The following is a 20,243-nucleotide window of genomic DNA, read 5'->3' as shown; positions in this document are numbered from 1 at the left end:
TACGAATCCCCTTGATTAACCCTGCTTGGCCGGCTGAGCGGCGGCGGGCTTGTCGTCGGCCCCGGCACTGGGCGCCACGTTCTTCGCGGGTACGGCCTTGGCCTGGGCGCCCGGCTGGACGAACTGCAGGCCTTCGGTGATCAGGCGGTCGCCGGGCTTGAGGCCATCGCTGACCAGCCAGAAGGCGCCGACGGTGCGCTCGGTCTTGAGGGTACGCTGCTCGACCTTGTCCCCCTCACCCAGCACCAGCGCGGTGGCCTGGCCACGGAAGTCGCGGGTCACGCCCTGCTGCGGCGCGAGGATGGCCTGCTTCTTGACCCCCTCTTCAAGCTGCGCGTGGACGAACATGCCCGGCAGCAGTTCCTTGTTCGGGTTGGGGAATATCGCGCGCACGGTGACCGAACCGGTGGTCTGGTCGACCGAGACTTCGGAGAACTCCAGCTTGCCCTCCAGCGGGTACTGCGAGCCGTCCTCGAGGAACAGCTTGACCTTGGCGGCGTTCTCGCCGGCCTTCTCCAGCTGGCCGGCGGCCAGTTCGCGGCGCAGGCGGATCAGCGCGGTGGTGGGCTGGGTCACGTCGACGTAGATCGGGTCCAGCTGCTGCACGGTGGCCATCGCGGTGGCCTGGCCGTTCTGCACCAGGGCGCCCTCGGTGACCGAGGAACGGCCGATGCGGCCGGAGATCGGCGAGTAGACCCGGGTGTAGCGCACGTTGATCTGGGCGTTGTCCACCGCGGCCTTGGCCTGCAGGTAGGCGGCCTGGGCGTCGGCGTACTGCTGCTTGCTCACCGCCTCGTCCTTCACCAGTTCCTTGTAGCGCTCGGCCTGCTGCTGGGTGGACACCAGGTTGGCCTGGGCGCTCTGCAGGGTGGCTTCGTAGACGGCCGGGTCGATCTGGTACAGCTGTTGGCCTTCCTTGACGTCGCTGCCTTCCTTGAACTGGCGCTTGAGGATGATGCCGTTCACCTGCGGGCGAACTTCGGCGATGCGATAGGCCGTGGTGCGGCCGGGCAGTTCGGTGCTCAGGGTCACCTCCTGCGCCTGCAGGGTCACCACCCCGACCTCGGGGATCGGCTTGTCCTGCGGAGCCTGACTCTTGTCACAGCCGGCAAGGGTGGCCATGGCGACGAGCAGGGCCGGAACCAGGGCGCGCATGGCTGGCTTTCGTTGCATATCGTTGTCCTCGTGAGCAAAGCATCCGGTTTGGCTGTGGGCTTGCCGGTCCGGAAAAGCTGGCCAAAATACTTACATTCAGCTCTGTTTGTAAACGTCCGAAAGCCCTGTGGGAAACCTACTGAAACGTTTTAGCCAGAGGCTAAAAGCGCAGCAGGTTTCCCGCAAGGCAGTCGCGGCGACGAACAAGGTTGATAACATCAACTAAAATACGAAAAAATAGTTGAGTCGATCAACCTGATTTACACAAGGTTTACCGTGACCGAGCCGACGCCCCACAACGTGAACCCCGACCTGCCGCAGACCCTGGAGAAGGTCCTCGAGCACCTGCGCGAGAGCCTTCACGACGAGCTGTGCGCGGAGGGCATCGACCTCGCCCCGCCGGACATCCGCCTGCTCGAACTGATCGGTGCCGACGCCGGGCAGAGCCTGCAGAGCCTGGGCCGCAAGATGTGCCGTGACAAGGCCCTGGTGACCCGCAAGATCCGTGAAATGGAGCAGCTCGGCCTGGTTCGCCGCGAGCGCAACCCGGACGACCAGCGCAGCTTCCAGCTCTTCCTCACCGACGCCGGGCGGCGTATCGAGGAACGCACCCAGGCGATTCTCGCACGCACCCATGACAATCTGTTCTCGCCGCTCGACGACGAGGAGCAGCGCCGGCTCACGCGGCTCCTGCAGCAGTGCCTGCAGGCTCACGGGGAGTGACGCCACAAACGAAAACGCCGGCATCCGCCGGCGTTTTCGCATTTCAGCGTCTTACTGACGCACCCCTTCGACCGACAGGGTCAGCTCCACTTCCTGGGAAGCCGGGCCGAGGTCGCGCTGGATGTTGAAGTCCTTCAGCTTGAGGGTGGTGGTACCGAGGAAACCGGCACGGTAGCCGCCCCACGGGTCATCGCCCTGGCCGATCAATTCAGCCTTGATGGTGACCGGCTTGGTCACGCCATTGAGGGTCAGATTGCCGGTGATCTCGGCATTCTTGCCATCGGCCTTGACGGCGGTGGATTCGAAGGTCGCGGTCGGGTTCTTGGCGACGTTGAGGAAGTCCGCGCTGCGCAGGTGCTTGTCACGCTCGGCGTGGTTGGAGTTCACGCTGTTGGTGTTGATGGTCACCTTGACCTTGTCGGCGGAGGGGTTCTTCTCGTCGAAGGTGAAGGCGCCGTCGAAATCGTCGAAGCGGCCGTACAGCCAGCTGTAGCCCAGGTGCTTGATGCGGAACTCGATGAAGGCATGCTGGCCTTCCTTGTCGATCTTGTAGTCCGCGGCCATGGCCTGGCCGGCGGAGAGCAGCGCGGCGCCGAGGGCCAGGGCGGCGAAGGTCTTCTTCAGCATTGAAACAATCTCCCTTTGGGTGAGGTTTTTACTTCGCGGCGCGGCCGAGCATGCGCGTCAGCGTGGAGTCGCGATCGATGAAATGGTGTTTGAGGGCCGCCAGGGCATGCAGCACGGCCAGCACCACCAGGGCCCAGGCCAGGTACAGGTGGATGGCGCCGGCGACATCGGCCTGCTCCGGCAGCCCGCTCAGGGTGGCGGGCACGTCGAACCAGCCGAACACGCTGATCGGCTTGCCTTCGGCGGTGGAGATCAGGTAGCCGGCGATCATCGCGGCGAACAGCAGCGCGTACAGCGCCAGATGGCCGAGCTTGCTGCCCAGGCGGGTGAGCGCTCCGTGGCTGGCCGGAGCCGGCGGCGGCGGGCTGAGGAAGCGCCAGACCACGCGCAGGAGCAGCGCGATGAGCAGCAGGATGCCGATGCTTTTGTGGATTTCCGGAGCGCGGTGATACCAGCTGTCGTAGTAATCCAGCTCGCGCATCCACAGGCCCAGGCCGAACAGGCCGAAGACCGCCAGCGCGCTGCCCCAGTGCAGGAACAGGCTGACCAGGCCGTAGCGAGCGGGGGAATTACGCCATTGCATCGATTCGCATCCTTGAAAAACGGAGGTTCAAGACTAGCGGCAAATCGGTCGAATAAAAGCGGAAAATCCTGCTTTGAAACATCGACTGACAAGATAGATATCCGCTGAAACCAGCGTGCCAGAGCCCGGAAACGACAATGCCGGCTTTCGCCGGCATTGTCTGTGGAGCGCCTCGGATCAGAACGGCAGCCAGGACATGATGCCCTTCTTCTCGCCCTTCCCGGCCGGCTTGTCGCTGGCCGCCGGCTTGCTCTCGGCCACGGCGGCCTTGCCTTCGAGCACCGGCGTCTTGCCGGCCTGCAGGTTGCGTACCTGGCTGGCGGCGCGCTTGCCGCTGCGCAGGGCGCCTTCGAGGGTGCCCGGGTAAAGCGCATCGGTGTGTTCGCCGGCGAAGGCGACGCGGGACACCGGGGTTTCCCAGACGCGCCAGAAGCGGCTGATCTGGCCCGGGCCGTAGGCCAGGTAGGAGCCGCCGGTGCCGGCGTCGACGCTGTAGCGGCGCATTTCGTAGCCGTCGTACGCGCCGCGCATCTTCGGGTAGTACTTGTTCATGCGGATCAGCACCTGCTCCGACAGCTGCCGGTCGCCGAAGGCCTGCATCAAGCGGGCGTTGTCGCCGGACAGGTTGATCAGCACGTTGGCGCCGCCCTTGGCCGCGGGCTCGACCCAGATCATGCCCAGGCCCTGGTCGCTGTAGATCTCGCCGGACAGGCGCGACTTGTCGTCCCACACCGGGCGCTTGAACTTCATCAGGATCTGGTCGCGCCAGCCGTAGTTGGTGCTCTTGAGCGCGGCCTGCTGCTTGTCGTTCAGGCCCGGGGTCATCTGGATGCTGCCCAGCGCGCGCAGCGGCACGGCCAGCACCAGGTAGTCGGCGCTGTAGCCGGTGGCGCCGACCTTGACAGTCACGCCGTCCTTGTCCTGGCTGATCGAGGTGACCTTGGCGTTGGTCTTGATGGTCTTGAGCTGCTTGACGAAGCCCTGGGCCAGCACCTGGCTGCCACCGGGCACGCGCGCGGCGCGCAGGTCGCGGTCATTGACGTTGCGGTACACGCGGCCCTGCTGGGCGAGGTACAGCAGCGACAGGCGCGACGGCTCGTCATAGCGCGAGCGGATGCGCTGGTTGACCAGCAGGCGCGCGGTCGGCGACAGGTTCAGCTTGTCCAGCCAGCGCGCGGCGTTCATCTGGTCCAGCGCGAACAGGGTCTTGCTCGACAGCGGATTGAGCGGGTCCTCGACGGAGGCGCCCAGCTCGTCCAGCGCCTTCTCGAAGCGCTCGAGGTCGGCGGCGACGGCCGGCATCTTCTGCTTCAGGTCGCTGCTGGAGTAATACACGCCGTCGATCAGGTAGCTCGGCGTACGCACGAAGTCGGGGGCCGGAACGGCCTTGATCTTCAGGGTATCCAGGTAGCCGTTGAGCGTCGGCTGCACCTTGGCGTTGCCGATCCACTCGCTGGTGGCCAGGCCCGAACGGCCACCCACCTGCGGCTTGGCCTCCAGCACGGTGACCTGCCAGCCGGCCTGCTGCAGCTCGTAGGCCGCCGACAGGCCGGCGAGCCCGCCACCGACCACGATGGCCGTCGGCTGTTTGTCCTTGCCCAGCGCCACCGCGCTGAACACCCCCAGAGCGAGCAGCGCGGCAGCGCGCAGCCATCCCATCTTCATCGCCAGAAATCCCCAAACGGTACAAAGGCGCGAAGCATACGTCAGCGCCTGAAGGCGGGATAGACACCTTGGTCGGCGATCTGCGGCATGTGTCGCGAGCCCCGTCGCTGTTCATCTCAGGTGCATTGCCATAGGCTTGCCCGACCATCGCAAGCCGACAGTCAGACGGCCAGCCAGATAAGGAGTCCCCCATGGGCCTGAATGCCGAGTGGATGCAGCGCGATCTCGAAGTGCTGTGGCACCCCTGCACCCAGATGAAAGACCACGAACGCCTGCCGGTGATCCCGATCCGCCGCGGCGAAGGCATCTGGCTGGAGGACTTCGAAGGCAAGCGCTACCTCGACGCGGTCAGCTCCTGGTGGGTCAACGTCTTCGGCCATGCCAACCCGCGCATCAACCAGCGCATCAAGGACCAGGTGGACCAGCTGGAACACGTGATCCTCGCCGGCTTCAGCCACCAGCCGGTCATCGAGCTGTCCGAGCGCCTGCTGCGCCTGGCGCCGGCCGGATTCTCACGAGTGTTCTACGCCGACAGCGGCTCGGCGGGCATCGAAGTGGCGCTGAAGATGAGCTACCACTACTGGCACAACCTCGGCCAGCCGGAGAAGAAGCGCTTCATCACCCTGACCAACAGCTACCACGGCGAAACCGTGGCGGCGATGTCGGTGGGCGACGTGGCGCTGTTCACCGAGACCTACAAGTCGCTCCTGATGGACACCATCAAGGTGCCGACGCCAGACTGCTACCTGCGCCCCGAGGGCGTTAGCTGGGAAGAGCATTCGCGGACGATGTTCGCCGCCATGGAGCAGGCGCTGGAGCAGCACCACCAGGAAGTCGCCGCGGTGATCGTCGAGCCGCTGGTGCAGGGCGCCGGCGGCATGCGCATGTACCACCCGGTCTACCTCAAGCTGCTGCGCGAGGCGTGCGACCGCTACGGCGTGCACCTGATCCACGACGAGATCGCCGTCGGCTTCGGCCGCACCGGGACGATGTTCGCCTGCGAGCAGTCCGGCATCACCCCGGACTTCCTGGTGCTGTCCAAGGCGCTGACCGGCGGCTACCTGGCGATGAGCGCGGTGCTCACCACCGACAATGTCTACCAGGCGTTCTACGACGACTACGCGACCCTGCGTGCCTTCCTCCACTCGCACACCTACACCGGCAACCCGCTGGCCTGCGCCGCCGCCCTGGCGACCCTGGACATCTTCGAGCAGGACAACGTCATCGAGGCCAACAAGGCCCTGGCGGCGAAGATGGCCAGCGCCACCGCGCACCTGGCCGACCACCCGCACGTGTCCGAAATCCGCCAGACCGGCATGATCCTCGCCATCGAGATGGTCCAGGACAAGGCGACGAAGACCGCCTACCCCTGGCAGGAACGCCGCGGCCTGAAGGTCTTCCAGCACGGACTGGAACGCGGCGCGCTGCTGCGCCCGCTGGGCAGCGTGGTGTACTTCCTGCCGCCGTACATCATCACCCCCGAGCAGATCGACTTCCTCGCCGAGGTCGCCAGCGAAGGCATCGACATCGCCACCCGCGATGCGGTGAGCGTGGCGGTCAGCGACTTCCACCCGGACCACCGCGATCCGGGCTGACGCCTTCGGCGAGCGACGAGCCGCAAGCCATAAGCTGCAAGCAAAAGCTGCGCTCTGGCCTTATGCTTGCGGCTTTCCGCTTGCAGCTTGTAGCTATCACCCATGCGCCTTTCCCGCTTCTTCATCGACGCCCCGCTCTCCCTCGGCCAGCACGAGCTGCCCGAAGCCCAGGCCCACTACATCGGCCGCGTGCTGCGCCACACGGCCGGCGACGCAGTGCAGCTGTTCGACGGCTCCGGCCGCGAATACCTGGGCGAACTGATCGAGGTGGGCAAGAAGGCCGTGCGCGTGGAGCTGCGCGAAGCGTTCGACGGCCAGGCCGAATCGCCGCTGCGCATCCACCTGGGCCAGGGCCTGTCCCGTGGCGAGCGCATGGACTGGGCGATCCAGAAGGCCACCGAACTGGGCGCCAGCGAGATCACCCCGATCGTCAGCGAGCGCTGCGAAGTGCGCCTGAAGGACGAACGCGCCGACAAACGCATGGCCCACTGGCGCCAGGTGGCGATCAGCGCCTGCGAGCAGTGCGGCCGCTCGGTGCTACCGGTGCTCAACGCGCCGGTCACCCTGGCCGAATGGCTGGAGAGTTGCGAAGCGCAGCTCAAGCTGGTGCTGCACCCGGTGGCCGAGCCGCTGACCAGCCACGACAAGCCCGCCAGCCTGGCCTTCCTCATCGGCCCCGAGGGTGGGCTGAGCGACGCCGAGGTCGAGCAGGCGAAAACCACCGGTTTCCACGCCGCCCGCCTCGGCCCGCGGGTGCTGCGCACCGAGACCGCGCCGGTGGTGGCGCTGAGCGTGGCGCAGCAGTTGTGGGGCGATTTCTAAGCGCAGTCCGGTTTATGCATTGGCGTTAGCAAGCTCGCTCCGCGCGCTTTTCGTAGGAGCGAGCTTGCTCGCGAACCTCCCGAGTCCCGGCGCCTGCCGGCTTCAGATCAGACCGGAGTCGGCCAGCATCTGCTCCAGCGCAACCAGATCGGGAATGCGCGCCTGCTCGTCGCCCAGGTTCACCGCATCCAGCTCCAGCGGCGCCAGCGGCACGTTGGTGCGCTGCAGGTCGGCACCGACCTTCAGCGAGCGCGGAATGCCCTGGACCAGCAGGGCCAGGAACTTGACGTTGGCCCGCCCGCCAAGGGCGTTGAGCACCAGCACCCGGGCACCGGCGCTGACGTGCGCCTGGCCGCCGGAAGCCGCCTCGAAGGACAGCAACGGCAGGCGCAGGTCGCGCCAGGCGACCTGCCCCAGGTACCAGGACGGCAGACCGTCCACCGGGTGCGGCGCGCGGTAGGTGATCAGCTCGGCCACCGCCACGTTGGGCAGCAGCAGGTTGCGGTCGGCCAGCGGCACCAGCAGGCCGGTCAGGCTCGCCGGCGCGGCGTTGGCCGCCACGGCGGCCTCGCCGCCTTCCTTGACCACGGGAAGATCACTCATCGCACCACTCCGCTTCATTACGTGACTTCGGCCACGCACTGCGCGGCCAGATGGTTGACCAGCGCCGCCGCCAGCTCGCGCGGATCGCCCGACAATGTGCTGTAGCCGCCCTCGCGCAGGCTGTCGGGCATGCTCGAACAGACGCAGCTGTCGGCGCGCTGGGTCCAGATTTCCGCACCCTGCCGGCGCACATAGGCCGCCGCCGCGCTGCCATCGCTGCACATGCCGCTGAAGACGATCACGCCGCAGCGCTCGCCGTACTGCTGGGCCAGGTTGAGCATCATCTGGTCGATGGACGGGCTGTAGGGCTCGGGCCAGGCGCGATCCAGGACGCGCATCCGCGCTTCCCCGTCGAAGCCCAGCTCCTGGCTGATCGGCACCACCACCACTTCGCCGCAACGCACCGGATCGCCGCTGCGCACGGTATTCACATGCCACTGGCTGTGACGGCCGACCGCCTGCGGCAGGCTGGCCTCGAACGCCGGATCGATGTGCTGGGCGTAGAGGAAGCCGACCGGCAGGGCGCCGGGCAGCGCATCGAGGAAGGTCTTCACCGCCGCCGGTCCGCCCATCGACGCGGCCAGCAGCCAGACCTGCGTGGCCGGCTCGCCGGCCTTGAGCGGCGAGGCTGCCAGGTCGTCGGGCAGCGTCACGCGGTTGGGCCGCTGCGCTTCGTCGAGCAGCGCGGCGAGGCTGCGGCCGACGCCGGCACTGGGGTCGCCCACCAGCCGGCGCAGCTTGGAGACCAGCCCGCGCTCCCAGCGCGGGTAGTGTTCGGAATGCCGTTCCGGCGCATGGCCTTCGCCGAACAGCACGGGCACCCGCGACTGTTCCAGCAGGTTGTCCACCAGCGGCGAGTCCTCCTGTTGCGCCAGGTCCACCAGCCACAGGTCGGTCTCGCAGGCGTCCAGCTGCTCGCCATCAAGGCGCGCCGGATCGGCATTGAGCACCACCTGGTAGCCGTGGCCGGCCAGGGCCTGCGCCAGCACGTGGCGCTGCAGCGAGGTATCGGCGATCACCGCGATGCGCGGCGTGCTCTGCTCAGCCATGGGACTTCACCAGGCTCAGGATGCTCTCCAGCAGCTCGGATTCCTGGTACGGCTTGCCCAGGTACTGGTTGACGCCGATGGCCAGAGCACGGTCGCGGTGCTTCTCGCCGGTACGCGAGGTGATCATGATGATCGGCAGATCCTTGAGTTTTTCGTCGTGGCGCACCAGGGTCGCCACCTCGAAGCCGTCCATGCGCGGCATCTCGATGTCCAGCAGCATGATGTCGGGCTTGTGCTCCTGCAGCTGGGCGATGGCGTCCACCCCGTCCTTGGCGGTCAGCACGTTCATGCCGTTGCGTTCCAGCAGGCGGCTGGTGACCTTGCGCACGGTGACCGAGTCGTCCACCACCATGACCAGGGTCGGGCGCTGGTGCTCGATCTCCGCCACGCTCGGGCCGGCCAGCTGGCGGCTCGGCTGCGTCTGCAGCGCGTGGGCATGGCGCACGCGGATGGTCGCCAGCAGGTCGAGAATCACCACCACGCGACCGTCACCGAGGATGGTCGCGCCGGAGATGCCGCTGACCCCGGAGAACTGCGTGCCCAGGCTCTTCACCACGATTTCGCGGGAGCCCGCCAGGGCGTCGACCTGCACCGCCACGGCGTGCTCCGCCGAGCGCACCAGGATCACCGGCAGCGGCAGCGACTGGCCGACCAGCTTCGGCTGCTGGCCGTTGCTCAGCAGGTCGCCCAGGTACTTCAGCTCGTAGCTCTGCCCGGCGTACTCGAAGCGCGGCGAGCCGCCCTCGGCCGAGGCCTGCTCGTAGAGCGCCTCCAGCTCGTACGGGGAAACCCGCACGATACCTTCGATGGTGTTCAGCGGCAGGGCGTACAGGTCCTCGCCGGAAAGCACCATCAGCGCGCGGTTCACCGACACGGTGAAGGGCAGGCGGATGTTGAAGTGCGTGCCCTCGCCCAGCGTCGAGTGAATGCTGATGGAGCCGCCCAGTTGCTTCACTTCGGAAGCGGCGACGTCCATGCCGACGCCGCGGCCGGAAATCTGCGTGACCTTCTCGGCGGTACTGAAGCCGGCCTCGAGAATGAATTGCAGCACCTCGTGGTCGGTCAGCTGGCTGTCCTCGGTCATCAGGCCGCGCTCGATGGCCTTGCGCCGCACCGCGTCGAGGCGAATGCCGCCGCCGTCGTCGCCCAGGGTCAGGAGGATGTCGCCACCCTCGCGGCCGAGGGTCAGGCGGATGGTGCCGACTTCCGGCTTGCCCGCCAGGCGGCGCACCTCGCCGGATTCGATGCCATGGTCCACCGCGTTGCGCAGCATGTGCTCCAGCGGCGCGACGATGCGTTCGAGCACCGTGCGGTCCATTTCGCCTTCGGCGTTGCCGACCACGAACTCGACCTGCTTGCCCAGCTCGTTCGCCACCTGGCGGACGATCCGGCGCAGACGCGGCACCAGGCGGTCGAACGGCACCATGCGGGTGCGCATCAGGCCTTCCTGCAACTCGGTGTTGACCCGCGCCTGTTGCAGCAGCAGGGTCTCGGCATCGCGGTTCTTCGCGGCCAGGGTTTCCTTCAGGTCGAAGAGGTCGGAAGCGGACTCGAACAGCGCGCGCGAAAGCTGCTGCAGCTGCGAGTAGCGGTCCATTTCCAGCGGGTCGAAATCTTCGTAGCCGGCGCGCTCGGCGTCGGCCTGGTGGCGCGAGAGGATCTGCGCCTGGGTCTCGGTGTCCAGGCGGCGCAGCTGGTCGCGCACCCGCTCGATGGTGGCGTCCATTTCCGTCAGGGTCGAGCCGACGTCGCTGACCTGTTGCTCGACGCGGCCGCGGAAGATGGAGGTCTCGCCGGCGAGGTTGACCAGGCCTTCGAGCAGCGGCGCCGGCACCTTGACCAGCTCCTGCGGCGCACGGCGGGCGGCCGCTTCCTGGGCGGCCTCCTGGGCGCGGCGCACGAACGGCAGCACCACCGGCGCCTCGACGCGCTGCGGCACGCTGGCAGCCATGATGGCTTCGGGCAACGCCGGCAGGTGCGGCGGAGCCGGCTCTTCGAAGCGGGGTTCCTCGACCTCGGTTTCGGCGACCTCGGCTTCGCCCAGATGCTCGCGCAGCTGGTCGACATCGGCCTGCAGCCCTTCGAAGCCGGACTGCACGTCCAGCAGCAGGCTTTCCGGCCACGGCGCGCCCTGTTGCTGGGCCTCGGACAGGTGCTGTTCGAGGTCGTGGGCCAGATCGCCCAGGCCACTCTGGCCGGCCAGGCGCGCGCCGCCCTTGAGGGTGTGGAGGATGCGCAGCAGCTCGTCCAGCGCACCGTTCTCGCGCTCGGCGTCCCAACGGCCCAGGGCCTGTTCCATGCTCTCGAGAAGGTCGTCGGCCTCTTCGAGGAAGATATCGAGGATGTCCGCTTCCGGACCGTCCGCCAGGGCCGGTTCGGCGCTCAGCGCCTGCAGGCTGACGCTGCTGGGGATGCTCAGTTGCTCGTCGGGGCTTGCGCGAAATCGGCGGATCGCCTCGATCAGCGAGTCGCCCTCCGGAATCCGGCGGTGGCCCTGGACGGCCTCGAGCATCTCGGCAAGGCGGTCGTGGCAACGCTGCAGCAGTTCGAACAGCACCGGGCTTGCGCGCATGCGCCCGCCGCACAGGCCTTCGTAGAGGAATTCCAGTTCGTGGGCGAGGTCGCCGATGGGGCGGATCTCGGCCATCCGCGCACCGCCCTTGAGGGTGTGCAGATCCCGCTGCAAGGCTTCCAGTTCGACGCTGTTGTCGACATTTCCCATCCAGCGCTGCAAGGCGCCGGAGGAGCTTTCGAGGATGTCGAAACCTTCCTCGAGGAAGATTTCCACCAGTTCCTCGTCGCGCTCGCCGTCCAGCTCGTAGCCGGCGTCAGCGGCCGGCTCCGGCGCGGCAATCTCCGTTTCGGGCGCGTCGAGGAAGGACTGTTCGTCGATATCCGGCAGCGCCGCCGCTGCCTGCTCGGCTTCGGCCGCGGGTTCCGGCTCGGCGGGCAGTTCCAGCTCGATCTCCTGCGCGACCGGCTCCTGCTCCGCCTCGGCGGCTTCCGCGTCGAGCGGGGCCTGGGCCAGCGAAGCGCTCAGGCCGGCGGCGGGGTTCTGCCGAAAGCTGCGGATGGTCTGCACCAGGTCGGCCGGATCGGTCAGCGCCTGGCCGGCCTGCAGCTGGTCGAGCTGGGTCGCCAGGCGGTCGTGGCAGGTGCGCAGCAGTTCGCCCAGCGCCGGGCTGTGCCGGAAGCGATGGTCCAGCAGCCCTTCGTAGAGCGATTCGAGTTCGTGGGACAGGTCGCCGATCTCGCGGATCTCGGCCATCCGCGCGCCACCCTTGAGGGTGTGCAGGTCGCGTTGCAGGGTCGACAGGGCCGCCAGCACCTCCGGCGACTTCAGCCACCGCTCCAGGGCCTGGCCGGCGTTGTCCAGGATATCCACCGCCTCTTCGAGGAAGATCGCGACCATTTCCTCGTCCAGCGCCTGCGGCGGATGCTGCGGGGCGGCATGCGGGCGCGGATCGGCGGCGGTGATGACTTCGTCGTCGTCGGCATGACGCGCCTGTTCGGCGCTCTCGCTGCGCGGCGGCCAGTTCAGGCCGTCCGGCAGGTCGTCCTCGGCCACGGGCCGGGAATCGAGAAGGAGTTCTTCGTCCTCGGCCGGGAAATCGTCGGCGGTCAGGCTCTCCAGGTCGATGAAGTCCTGCTCCGGCCCGGCCGGCGCGTCGAGCAGACGATGCAGCGCCTGGACCTGTTCCGGACGCGCGCTGACCTGCAACGCCGCGGCCACCTGGTCCATCATCCCGATCAGCGCTTCGTGGGCCTCTTCGGCGGCGCTGAAGAAGGCTTCGCCAACCTCCAGGCCGCCCTGCTGCACAGCGCCATAGACCGCCAGCAGCGCATCGGCCAGCTCGGCCATCTGCGGCAGTTCGGCCATCTGCGCGCCGCGGCTGAGGGTTTCCAGTTCGTCGTGCAGGGCGCCCAGCTCCTGGCGCTCCTGCGGGTGTTCGCGCCAGCGCCGCAGCAGGTCTTCGGCGTCCAGCAGAATGTCCATGCCCTCGGCGAGGAACACGCCGATCAGCTTGGGATCGCTGCCGCTGCCCTCGCCGCTCTCGCCACGACGCTTGGCCTCGGCGACCTCCAGGCGCTCCTGGTGCACCTGGGCGATGCGCGCCAGCAGTTCGACGCTGCCGTCGATGGGCGCCAGCGGGCGGCCCTCCAGCAACTGATCCAGGCCGACGCGGAACAGGCGCTCGGCAGCGTGCAGCAGTTCGGCCTCGCGCAGGTCGATCTGCAGCAGGTTGGTCTTGAATTCCTTCATCAGCCGCTCGAGCGGCGTGGCGATTTCGGCGATCGGCAGGATGCCGGCCATGTGCGCGCTGCCCTTGAGCGTGTGCAGGGCGCGCTGCAGGTCGTCGGTCACCGGCTGCGGCAGCTGCTGCGCGCAATCGGCGAGGAAGCCGACCAGGGTTTCCAGGTGGGTTTCCGCCTCGTTGCGGAAGATTTCCAGCAGCTGCGGATCGAGGCCTTCGCCATCGGCCTCCGCGCTGCTGGAGGCGACGGGCGCGCTGGCTTCCTCGACGCTTGCCGCGGCAGCGGTTTCCGGCTGTCCGCCGCCGGGCGGCGGGACCGGCTGTCCCTTGGCCAGGGCATGCGCGGTGGCGGCCAGGCGGTCGACATCGTCACGCTGGCGCTGGGCGTTGGCGGCAAACTCGTCGACCAGCTCCGGCATCAGCGCAACCACGTCCAGCACCACCTGCTGCACGGCGGGGGTGGTGGAAATGCTGCGGTCGAGCACACGGTTGAGCAGGTTTTCGATGGACCAGGCCAGCTCGCCGATCACCAGCGCGCGGACCATGCGGCCACTGCCCTTGAGGGTGTGGAAGGCGCGGCGGATTTCGGTCAGCGCCTCGCGGTCGTCGGCGACCGCCTGCCAGGCCGGCAGATGGGCGCCGATGGTTTCCAGTACCTCGCCGGCCTCCTCGATGAAGACTTCGCGCAGTTCCTCGTCCATCGGCTCTTCGTCGGCCGGCGGCGGCAGCAGGCTCGGCGGCACGTCCTGCGCGGGCGGGTTGATGGCCTGCGTGGGGGCCGCCATCACCTCGGCGAGGGACATCGGTTTCTCGACCGGTTCGGCAACGGGCTCGACGACAGGCGGCGGGCTCGGCAGCTCGACTTCCGGCAGGTCGAGGTCGGCGATGTCCAGTTCGCTCCAGCCCTGGGCCGGCACGAGGGGCTCGTCGGTGCTCTCGACCAGCAGGGTTTCCAGCTCCAGCGGGGCATCCAGGCCGAGGTCGACGCCTGCGGCCACGGCCGGCGTTTCGGGGAGCTCGCCGAGGGTCCAGTTGTCGTCGCTGACCAGCGGCTGTTCGGCGGCGGGCAGCTCGACATCCCAGTTCAGTTCGTCCGCCGGGGCAAGCGGGGTCGGTTCGACGGTACCCGGGAGCTCATCCAGTGCCAGCGGGGCATCCAGGCCGAGGTCGACGCCTGCGGTCATGGCGGGCGTTTCGGAGAGCTCGCCGAGGGTCCAGTTGTCGTCGCTGGCCAGCGGCTGTTCGGCGGCGGGCAGCTCGACGTCCCAGCTCAGCTCGTTCGCCGGAGCAACCGACGCCACGGAAATCGGCTCCACGGTGGCAGGGAGCTCATCCAGCGCCAGCGGCGCATCCAGGCTGAGATCGACACCTTCGGCCACGGCGGGCGTTTCGGAGAGTTCGCCGAGGGTCCAGTTGTCGTCGCTGACCAGCGGTTGTTCGGCGGCGGGCAGCTCGACGTCCCAGCTCAGCCCGTCCGCCGGGGCGGCCGGGGTCGGTTCGGCGGCACCCGGGAGCTCATCCAGGGGCGCCGGCGCATCCAGGCCGAGGTCAACGCCTTCGGCCACGGAGGGCGCCTCGGACAGTTGGCCGAGGGTCCAGTTGTCGGCGCCGGCCAGCGGCTGTTCGGTGGCGGGCAGTTCGACGACATCCCAGCTGAGTTCGTCCGCCGGAGCGGCCGGGGTCGGCTCGGCACCGAGGGTTTCATCCAGCACCTGCGGTGCCGCCGGTTCGGCCGGCGACAGGCGCGGATCAGTGCTCAGCCAGTCCTGTTCGACGGCGGGCGCGTTGTCATCGATCAGCTCGAGCGACCAGCCCGGCTCGTCGCTCGACGCCACGTTCGGCGCCTCGTCCAGCGCAGGCGGAGCGGGCGGCTCGGCGCCCAGGTCGAGCGCTTCCCAGAGGTTGTCCTCCGAGACCGCGGGCTCGACGATGCTGTCCAGCTCCCAGGCCGGCTCGTTCGGCTCCGCTGCCGCGGAATCCAGCGCCACGGGCGCGAGCGGGGTGTTCGTCGTGAAGTCGATGGCATCGCCCGGCAGGCTCGCCTCGGGTTGCGCCTGGCTGGCCGCCGGGGCGGGCTCGAGTTCGTCCAGCGACCAGGCGCCAAGATCGGCCACCGGCTCGGCGGGCGACAGATCGGCATCCAGCGGCAGCGGCTCGAACGTCGGCGCAGGCGTGTCGGCGAGGGGCTCGCCGAAGCTCGGCTCGTCCGCCATCGGCAAGGCGCTGAAGTTTTCCACCGGGGTCGCGGGGAGCTCTTCCAGCATCTCGACAGACGGAGCCAGCGGGGCGCCGAACGCCTCCGGCTGCTCCGGCTGCTCCGGCTCGACGGCAGCGTCTGCCGGCAGGGTCGTGCTGGCGAGCACGTCGATTTCGTCCAGCGGGTCGTCCAGCGGCGCCGGAGCCGGCGGCTCGACGGCATCGAGGATCGACGGACGCGGCTTGAGGGAGTAACCCAGACTTTCCAGGCTGTCCTCAGCCACGTCGAGAATCAGGTCGCCCTGGGTGCCCTGGTCCTCGGACAGGCGCTCGAGGTAATACTCGACGCCGGTCATGGCGTCGGCCAGGGTGTCGAGGCTGTGCCAGTCCGGCACCGCCTGGCGCACCAGCAGCTGTTCCTGGATGTAGCGGTTGCAGGATTCCAGCAGCTTCGCCGCACGATCCTGGGAGATCATCGCCAGACCGCCGCGCACCTGGGTGAGCAGCTCCGGCACGCGGGCCAGGTGTTCGTGGTTCCACTGCGAGGCGATGAACTCGATGATCGCGTCCTTGGCCAGTTCCAGGCCGTTGCGCGCTTCCTTGATCACCACCTGGTGGATCTGCTCGACATCGGTGGTCGGCAGGCGGCTTTCCTCGCTGCCCGGCGCCTCGCTCGGGCCGACCATGCCGGCCAGGGTCGCTTCGACGTAGAGCAGCGCGCCGGCGACGTCCATCAGCGTCGCATCGTCCGGCTTGCGCTGGCCGCGCGCCAGGGCGCCGACCACCTCGATCTGGTCGAGGATGACCTTGCGCGGCTGGCCGAAGCCCAGCACGGCGAGGGTGTCGGCGATCTGCTTGAGCGGCGCCAGCAGGCTGTCCAGCTCGCCCACCACGCTGCGGTCGCTGCGCACGAAGAGGTCGAGGCTGTCCTTGACCCGCACCAGTTCCTCGCACAGCGCGCCGACCACCGAGCGCATGGCATCGCGGTCCGGTCCGGCCAGGCGGGCGCGTTCCTCGTCGACCACCGCTTCGCCGGGCAGGGCGTCGTCCAGGCGGTACTCGTCCTTCACCGCGCGCACGCGCGGCGACTGGCCGGAGGCCTTGGCCACGTAGAACAGCAGGTTCTTGATCAGTTCGTCCGGCGCCGGCTGGTTCATCGCGTCGGCGCCCTGGTCGACCAGGCGCTTGAACTCGCGGTCCACCTGGCGCAGCAGGTTGCGCATGGAGGTGCCGTTGGCGATGCTGCCGTTGGCCAGGCCTTCGACGATCGCCGAGGCGATCACCCACAGGCGGCCCAGCGGCGCGTCCTTGCACAGGGACTCCAGGCGGGCGAAGACGCGCGCCATGTAGCCCAGGTTGGTCGGCAGGTCCTGGTTGCGGATGACGCCGACCAGGGCGACCTGGAGCATCTGCCGCAGCTTGCGCAGCAGCGCCGGCAGTTCGGCGGTGCGCAGGCGCGCCAGGGCATCCACCGGCAGCGCTTCGGCGCTGCGGGACAGGTCGGGGGCAAACAGGCTGGTTTCCGACAGCAGCTTCTCGCCACGGGCGGTGCGCAGGTCGTTGAGCAGCGGCAGCACGACCATCGGCAGGTCGCGGCGGGCGCTCTGGATGCGGTCCAGGTACACCGGCAGTTGCAGGATCGCCTGCATCAGCACTTCCAGGGCCTCGCCCTGGCTGGTGACGCGGTGGTCGATCAGCGCCTGGGTCAGGTGCTCCATCTCTTCGGCGAGCAGCGCGGCGCCGTAGAACTCCACCATCTGCAGGGTGCCCCGCACCTGATGGATGTAGGCCAGGCAAAAGCCCATCCGCGTCGGGTCCTGGGGATTCTCGACGTAGGATTCGAGCGCCTGCCGCGCCTGCTTGAGCGTTTCGGCAATCTCGCCTTTTACCCATTCCAGGGCGACATAATCGTGCCGATCACCCATAGCCACTCCACTCATGTGTCTGTGTCATCCCTTCCGGGTAAAGGCCAGAACGCGCTCATCGGCGACCGGTTCGAGGGCCGGATGGTGCCAATCCACCACCTCGCCGACGCCGACCACCAGCAGTCCCCCAGGCGCCAGCCGCTCGGCCAGTCGATTGAGGATTTCCCGCCGCCGCCAGCGGCGGAAATAGATCAGCAGGTTCTGGCAAAAGATCACATCCATGCCGGACATTGGCGCCTGGGCCAGTTCCAGCACATTCAGCCGGGCGCAGCAGACGCGCTCGACCAGACTCGGTACCACCTGATAGCGCCCGTCGTCCCGCGCGCTGAAAAAGCGCGCGGTCAACGCGGCGTCGAACTCATCCAGCTTGCGTGCCGCGTACACCGCCTCGCGCGCCCGGCTCAGGGCGTTGAGGCTGATGTCGGTCCCGGTCACGCCGAAGAACGGCGTGAGCCCGGCGGCCTCGAAGACCCGCGTGGCGACCATGGCGAGGGAGTATGGCTCCTCGCCGCTGGAACAGCCCACGCTCCACAAGGCCAGCGGCCGGCCCTGGCCGACCTCCTCGACGCGCTGGCGCAGGTAGCGCTGCAGCAGGTCGAAGGAAGGCTTGTGACGAAAGAAACGGGTTTCCTGAACGGTGAGGCGATCCAGCAGGTTCGACCACTCCACGGCGCCGCGCGGGCCATCGGTGACCTGCCGGTAGTAGCTGCCGTAGTCGCTGATGCCCAGTTCGCGCATGCGTGCGCCCAGGCTGGTCTGCAGGAAGGCGCGGCGCTGTTCGTTGACGACAACGCCGGTCCGGTCTTCCAACAGTGCCTGCCAGTCGCGGAATTCCGCGGCCGACATGTCGGCCAACGGCTGCAACGACCAGACGCCACTTGCCTGCATGTCGCGCCTCTCGTTCAAGACTGTCGTGCGCTACCGCCCGGGCAGCGCACCTCCTCTGCTCAGGCCTGTTCCGCGATGTCCGGCAGTTTGAAGCCGGATACGGAGTTGCGCATTTCACTCGCCATCTTCGCCAGGTTACCGATGCTGCGCGCGGTGGCGGTGGTACCGGCGGAGGTCTGCGAGGTGATCTCCTGGATCACGTTCATGGTGTTGGAAATGTGGCCGGCGGAGGATGCCTGCTGACGGGCGGCGTTGGAAATGTTCTGGATCAGCGCCGCCAGGGTCTTGGATACCTTCTCGATCTCTTCCAGGGCCACACCGGCGTCCTGCGCCAGGCGGGCACCGCGCACCACCTCGGAGGTGGTCTGTTCCATCGAGATCACCGCTTCGTTGGTGTCGGTCTGAATGGTCTTCACCAGCGCCTCGATCTGCTTGGTCGCGGCGGAGGAACGTTCCGCCAGGCGCTGTACTTCGTCCGCTACCACCGCGAAGCCACGGCCCGCGTCGCCGGCCATGGACGCCTGGATCGCGGCGTTCAGGGCGAGGATGTTGGTCTGGTCGGCAATGTCGTTGATCAGGCTGACGATGTCACCGATCTCCTGGGACGATTCACCCAGGCGCTTGATCCGCTTGGAGGTGTCCTGGATCTGTTCGCGGATGTTGTCCATGCCGGTGATGGTGTTGTGCACCACTTCGTTGCCCTTGTTGGCGATGGCCACGGAACGTTCCGCTACCGCCGAGGACTCGGAGGCGTTCGCCGATACCTGGTCAATGGACACGGCCATTTCGTTGATCGCGGCGGAGGCGCCGGCGATTTCCTGGGCCTGGTGCTCGGAAGCCTCGGCCAGGTGCATGGCGGTGGCCTGGGTCTCCTGGGCGGCGGCGGCCACCTGCACGGCGGTCAGGTTGATGGTTTCCACCAGCTCGCGGAGCTGGTCGATGGAGTAGTTGATGGAGTCCGCGATGGCGCCGGTGAAGTCCTCGGTCACGGTCGCGGCCACGGTCAGGTCACCGTCGGCGAGGTCGGCGATTTCGTCCAGCAGTCGCAGAATCGCCGCCTGGTTGCGTTCGTTTTTCTCGGCGGTCTCGGCCAGTCGGCGGTTGGTCTCGCGCACCATCACCAGGCCGATGAGGATGATCGCGCCCAGGGCGATGATACCCAGCATGGCGCTGGCGACCTGGTTGAAGACGCGGCCCTCGGTCAGGTTCTCGAAGCCGTCGGCCAGGGTGGAGGCCTTGTCCAGCAGGGTCTGCGAGCCGCCGAAGATGGTGTTGGCCGCTTCACGGACCTGGAACAGTTCCGGCGAGGTCTCGAGGATTTCGTCCACCGAGCCGGAAACGAATTCGAACAGTTCGGAAATCTCGTTGAGGCGGTCGACGGCCTCGGCGTTGGTCACCTTGGAGATGCTCATCGCCGCGTTGCCTTCCTTCATGCCCTTGAGCACGCGGCCGAACAGGCTGGCGTCGCGGCCGAAGCTGTCGGCGGCCTGGACGGAGTTCTCGTCACCGGCGAGCACCTTGTTCACCGAGCCGAGGATACGTTCGGCCAGCAGCGACTGGCGCTGGGCTACCGCCACCTGGTCGGCCGGGGCGCCGTTCTCCAGCAGGATGTCGACGACCTCCTCGTACTCCACCTGCAGCTGCGGGATGGTTTCGGCGAGGGTCGCGGCCACCTGGTGCAGCGACAGTACGGTCTGCTCGCTGGCCAGGATGGAGTCGGTGTTCTTGCGCAGGGTGTCCCAGTCCTTCTGCACATCCGCCATCTGCGGTTGCACGGCGGCCGGGCTCGGCGGCAGGCCGGTGGTTTCGTCACCCTTGACCAGGATGTTCCAGCGCTTCTCGAAGTCGTTGCGGGCTTCCTTGAGCAGCTTGAACGCCTCGCCCTTGCCCGCCGCCGCTTCGGTGGCGTTCTTGGCGATACGCTGGGACAGCACGCGCAGTTCGCCGGCGTGGCCGATGTACTGCTTGTCGTGGTTCGCCTGGGTGCTGAGGTAAGCGAAGTTGGCGAACAGCAAGACGATCGCCACGATCAGGACCACGAAGAGTCCGAGGATCAGCGAGCTGCTGCGCGTGCCCGAAAAGAGACTGCCTGCCTTGATTTTTTTCATATACGGCCCCCGCCTGGACCCACCACGCTTACGCTTTCCATGTCACAA

The 20,243-nt window shown here is 67.8% G+C and carries 12 protein-coding genes; 3 read left to right on the top strand and 9 right to left on the bottom strand.

What is annotated here, in order from left to right:
- Positions 1-15: 15 nt before the first annotated feature.
- Positions 16-1,173: a multidrug efflux RND transporter periplasmic adaptor subunit MexA gene (gene mexA, locus AC3B6A_RS02180; RefSeq protein ID WP_488400712.1), complete on the bottom strand. Its 1,158-nt coding sequence runs from the start codon at positions 1,171-1,173 to the stop codon at positions 16-18.
- A 258-nt stretch (positions 1,174-1,431) separates the two neighbouring features.
- On the opposite strand from mexA, the gene AC3B6A_RS02175 reads away from it, so the two are divergent.
- Complete coding sequence (locus tag AC3B6A_RS02175) at positions 1,432-1,878, top strand: MarR family winged helix-turn-helix transcriptional regulator (protein ID WP_488400711.1); 447 nt, start codon at positions 1,432-1,434, stop codon at positions 1,876-1,878.
- Between the two features lie 51 nt (positions 1,879-1,929).
- On the opposite strand, the gene AC3B6A_RS02170 is transcribed toward AC3B6A_RS02175, so the two are convergent.
- From AC3B6A_RS02170 to AC3B6A_RS02160, 3 genes are all read right to left on the bottom strand, one after another.
- Positions 1,930-2,505 carry a YceI family protein gene (locus tag AC3B6A_RS02170; RefSeq protein WP_488400710.1) on the bottom strand — a complete coding sequence of 192 codons (576 nt, stop codon included), beginning with the start codon at positions 2,503-2,505 and terminating at the stop codon, positions 1,930-1,932.
- 28 nt (positions 2,506-2,533) lie between these two features.
- The gene (locus AC3B6A_RS02165) at positions 2,534-3,088 is read right to left on the bottom strand and encodes a cytochrome b (protein WP_488400709.1); all 555 of its coding nucleotides are present in this window, start codon (positions 3,086-3,088) and stop codon (positions 2,534-2,536) included.
- A 177-nt stretch (positions 3,089-3,265) separates the two neighbouring features.
- Positions 3,266-4,753 (bottom strand): flavin monoamine oxidase family protein, encoded by a 1,488-nt coding sequence (locus tag AC3B6A_RS02160; protein WP_488400708.1) that lies wholly within the window; start codon positions 4,751-4,753, stop codon positions 3,266-3,268.
- Positions 4,754-4,944: 191 nt separating this feature from the next.
- On the opposite strand from AC3B6A_RS02160, the gene AC3B6A_RS02155 reads away from it, so the two are divergent.
- Together AC3B6A_RS02155 and AC3B6A_RS02150 are read left to right on the top strand one after the other, a co-directional pair.
- Complete coding sequence (locus AC3B6A_RS02155) at positions 4,945-6,348, top strand: adenosylmethionine--8-amino-7-oxononanoate transaminase (protein ID WP_488400706.1); 1,404 nt, start codon at positions 4,945-4,947, stop codon at positions 6,346-6,348.
- Between the two features lie 102 nt (positions 6,349-6,450).
- Positions 6,451-7,170 carry a 16S rRNA (uracil(1498)-N(3))-methyltransferase gene (locus AC3B6A_RS02150; RefSeq protein ID WP_488400704.1) on the top strand — a complete coding sequence of 240 codons (720 nt, stop codon included), beginning with the start codon at positions 6,451-6,453 and terminating at the stop codon, positions 7,168-7,170.
- A gap of 102 nt (positions 7,171-7,272) precedes the next feature.
- Here the strand turns inward: AC3B6A_RS02150 and AC3B6A_RS02145 are convergent, their stop codons facing one another.
- Genes AC3B6A_RS02145 through AC3B6A_RS02125 form a run of 5 tightly spaced genes read right to left on the bottom strand, consistent with a single transcriptional unit; the run spans position 7,273 to position 20,195 of the window.
- The gene (locus AC3B6A_RS02145; RefSeq protein WP_488400703.1) at positions 7,273-7,773 is read right to left on the bottom strand and encodes a chemotaxis protein CheW; all 501 of its coding nucleotides are present in this window, start codon (positions 7,771-7,773) and stop codon (positions 7,273-7,275) included.
- 17 nt (positions 7,774-7,790) lie between these two features.
- Positions 7,791-8,822 (bottom strand): chemotaxis protein CheB, encoded by a 1,032-nt coding sequence (locus tag AC3B6A_RS02140; RefSeq protein ID WP_488400701.1) that lies wholly within the window; start codon positions 8,820-8,822, stop codon positions 7,791-7,793.
- Positions 8,815-17,199 carry an Hpt domain-containing protein gene (locus AC3B6A_RS02135; RefSeq protein ID WP_488400700.1) on the bottom strand — a complete coding sequence of 2,795 codons (8,385 nt, stop codon included), beginning with the start codon at positions 17,197-17,199 and terminating at the stop codon, positions 8,815-8,817. Before AC3B6A_RS02135 ends, AC3B6A_RS02140 begins: the two co-directional genes overlap by 8 nt.
- Positions 17,200-17,223: 24 nt before the next feature.
- Positions 17,224-18,087 (bottom strand): CheR family methyltransferase, encoded by an 864-nt coding sequence (locus AC3B6A_RS02130; protein ID WP_488400699.1) that lies wholly within the window; start codon positions 18,085-18,087, stop codon positions 17,224-17,226.
- A gap of 59 nt (positions 18,088-18,146) precedes the next feature.
- On the bottom strand, positions 18,147-20,195 hold the full coding sequence (locus AC3B6A_RS02125) for a methyl-accepting chemotaxis protein (protein WP_488400697.1): 2,049 nt from the start codon (positions 20,193-20,195) through the stop codon (positions 18,147-18,149).
- Positions 20,196-20,243 lie beyond the last annotated feature (48 nt).

Source organism: Pseudomonas sp. B12(2026) (assembly GCF_057767015.1).
Note: the sequence above shows the minus strand (reverse complement) of the source record. Positions and strands in the feature narration are given on the sequence as shown.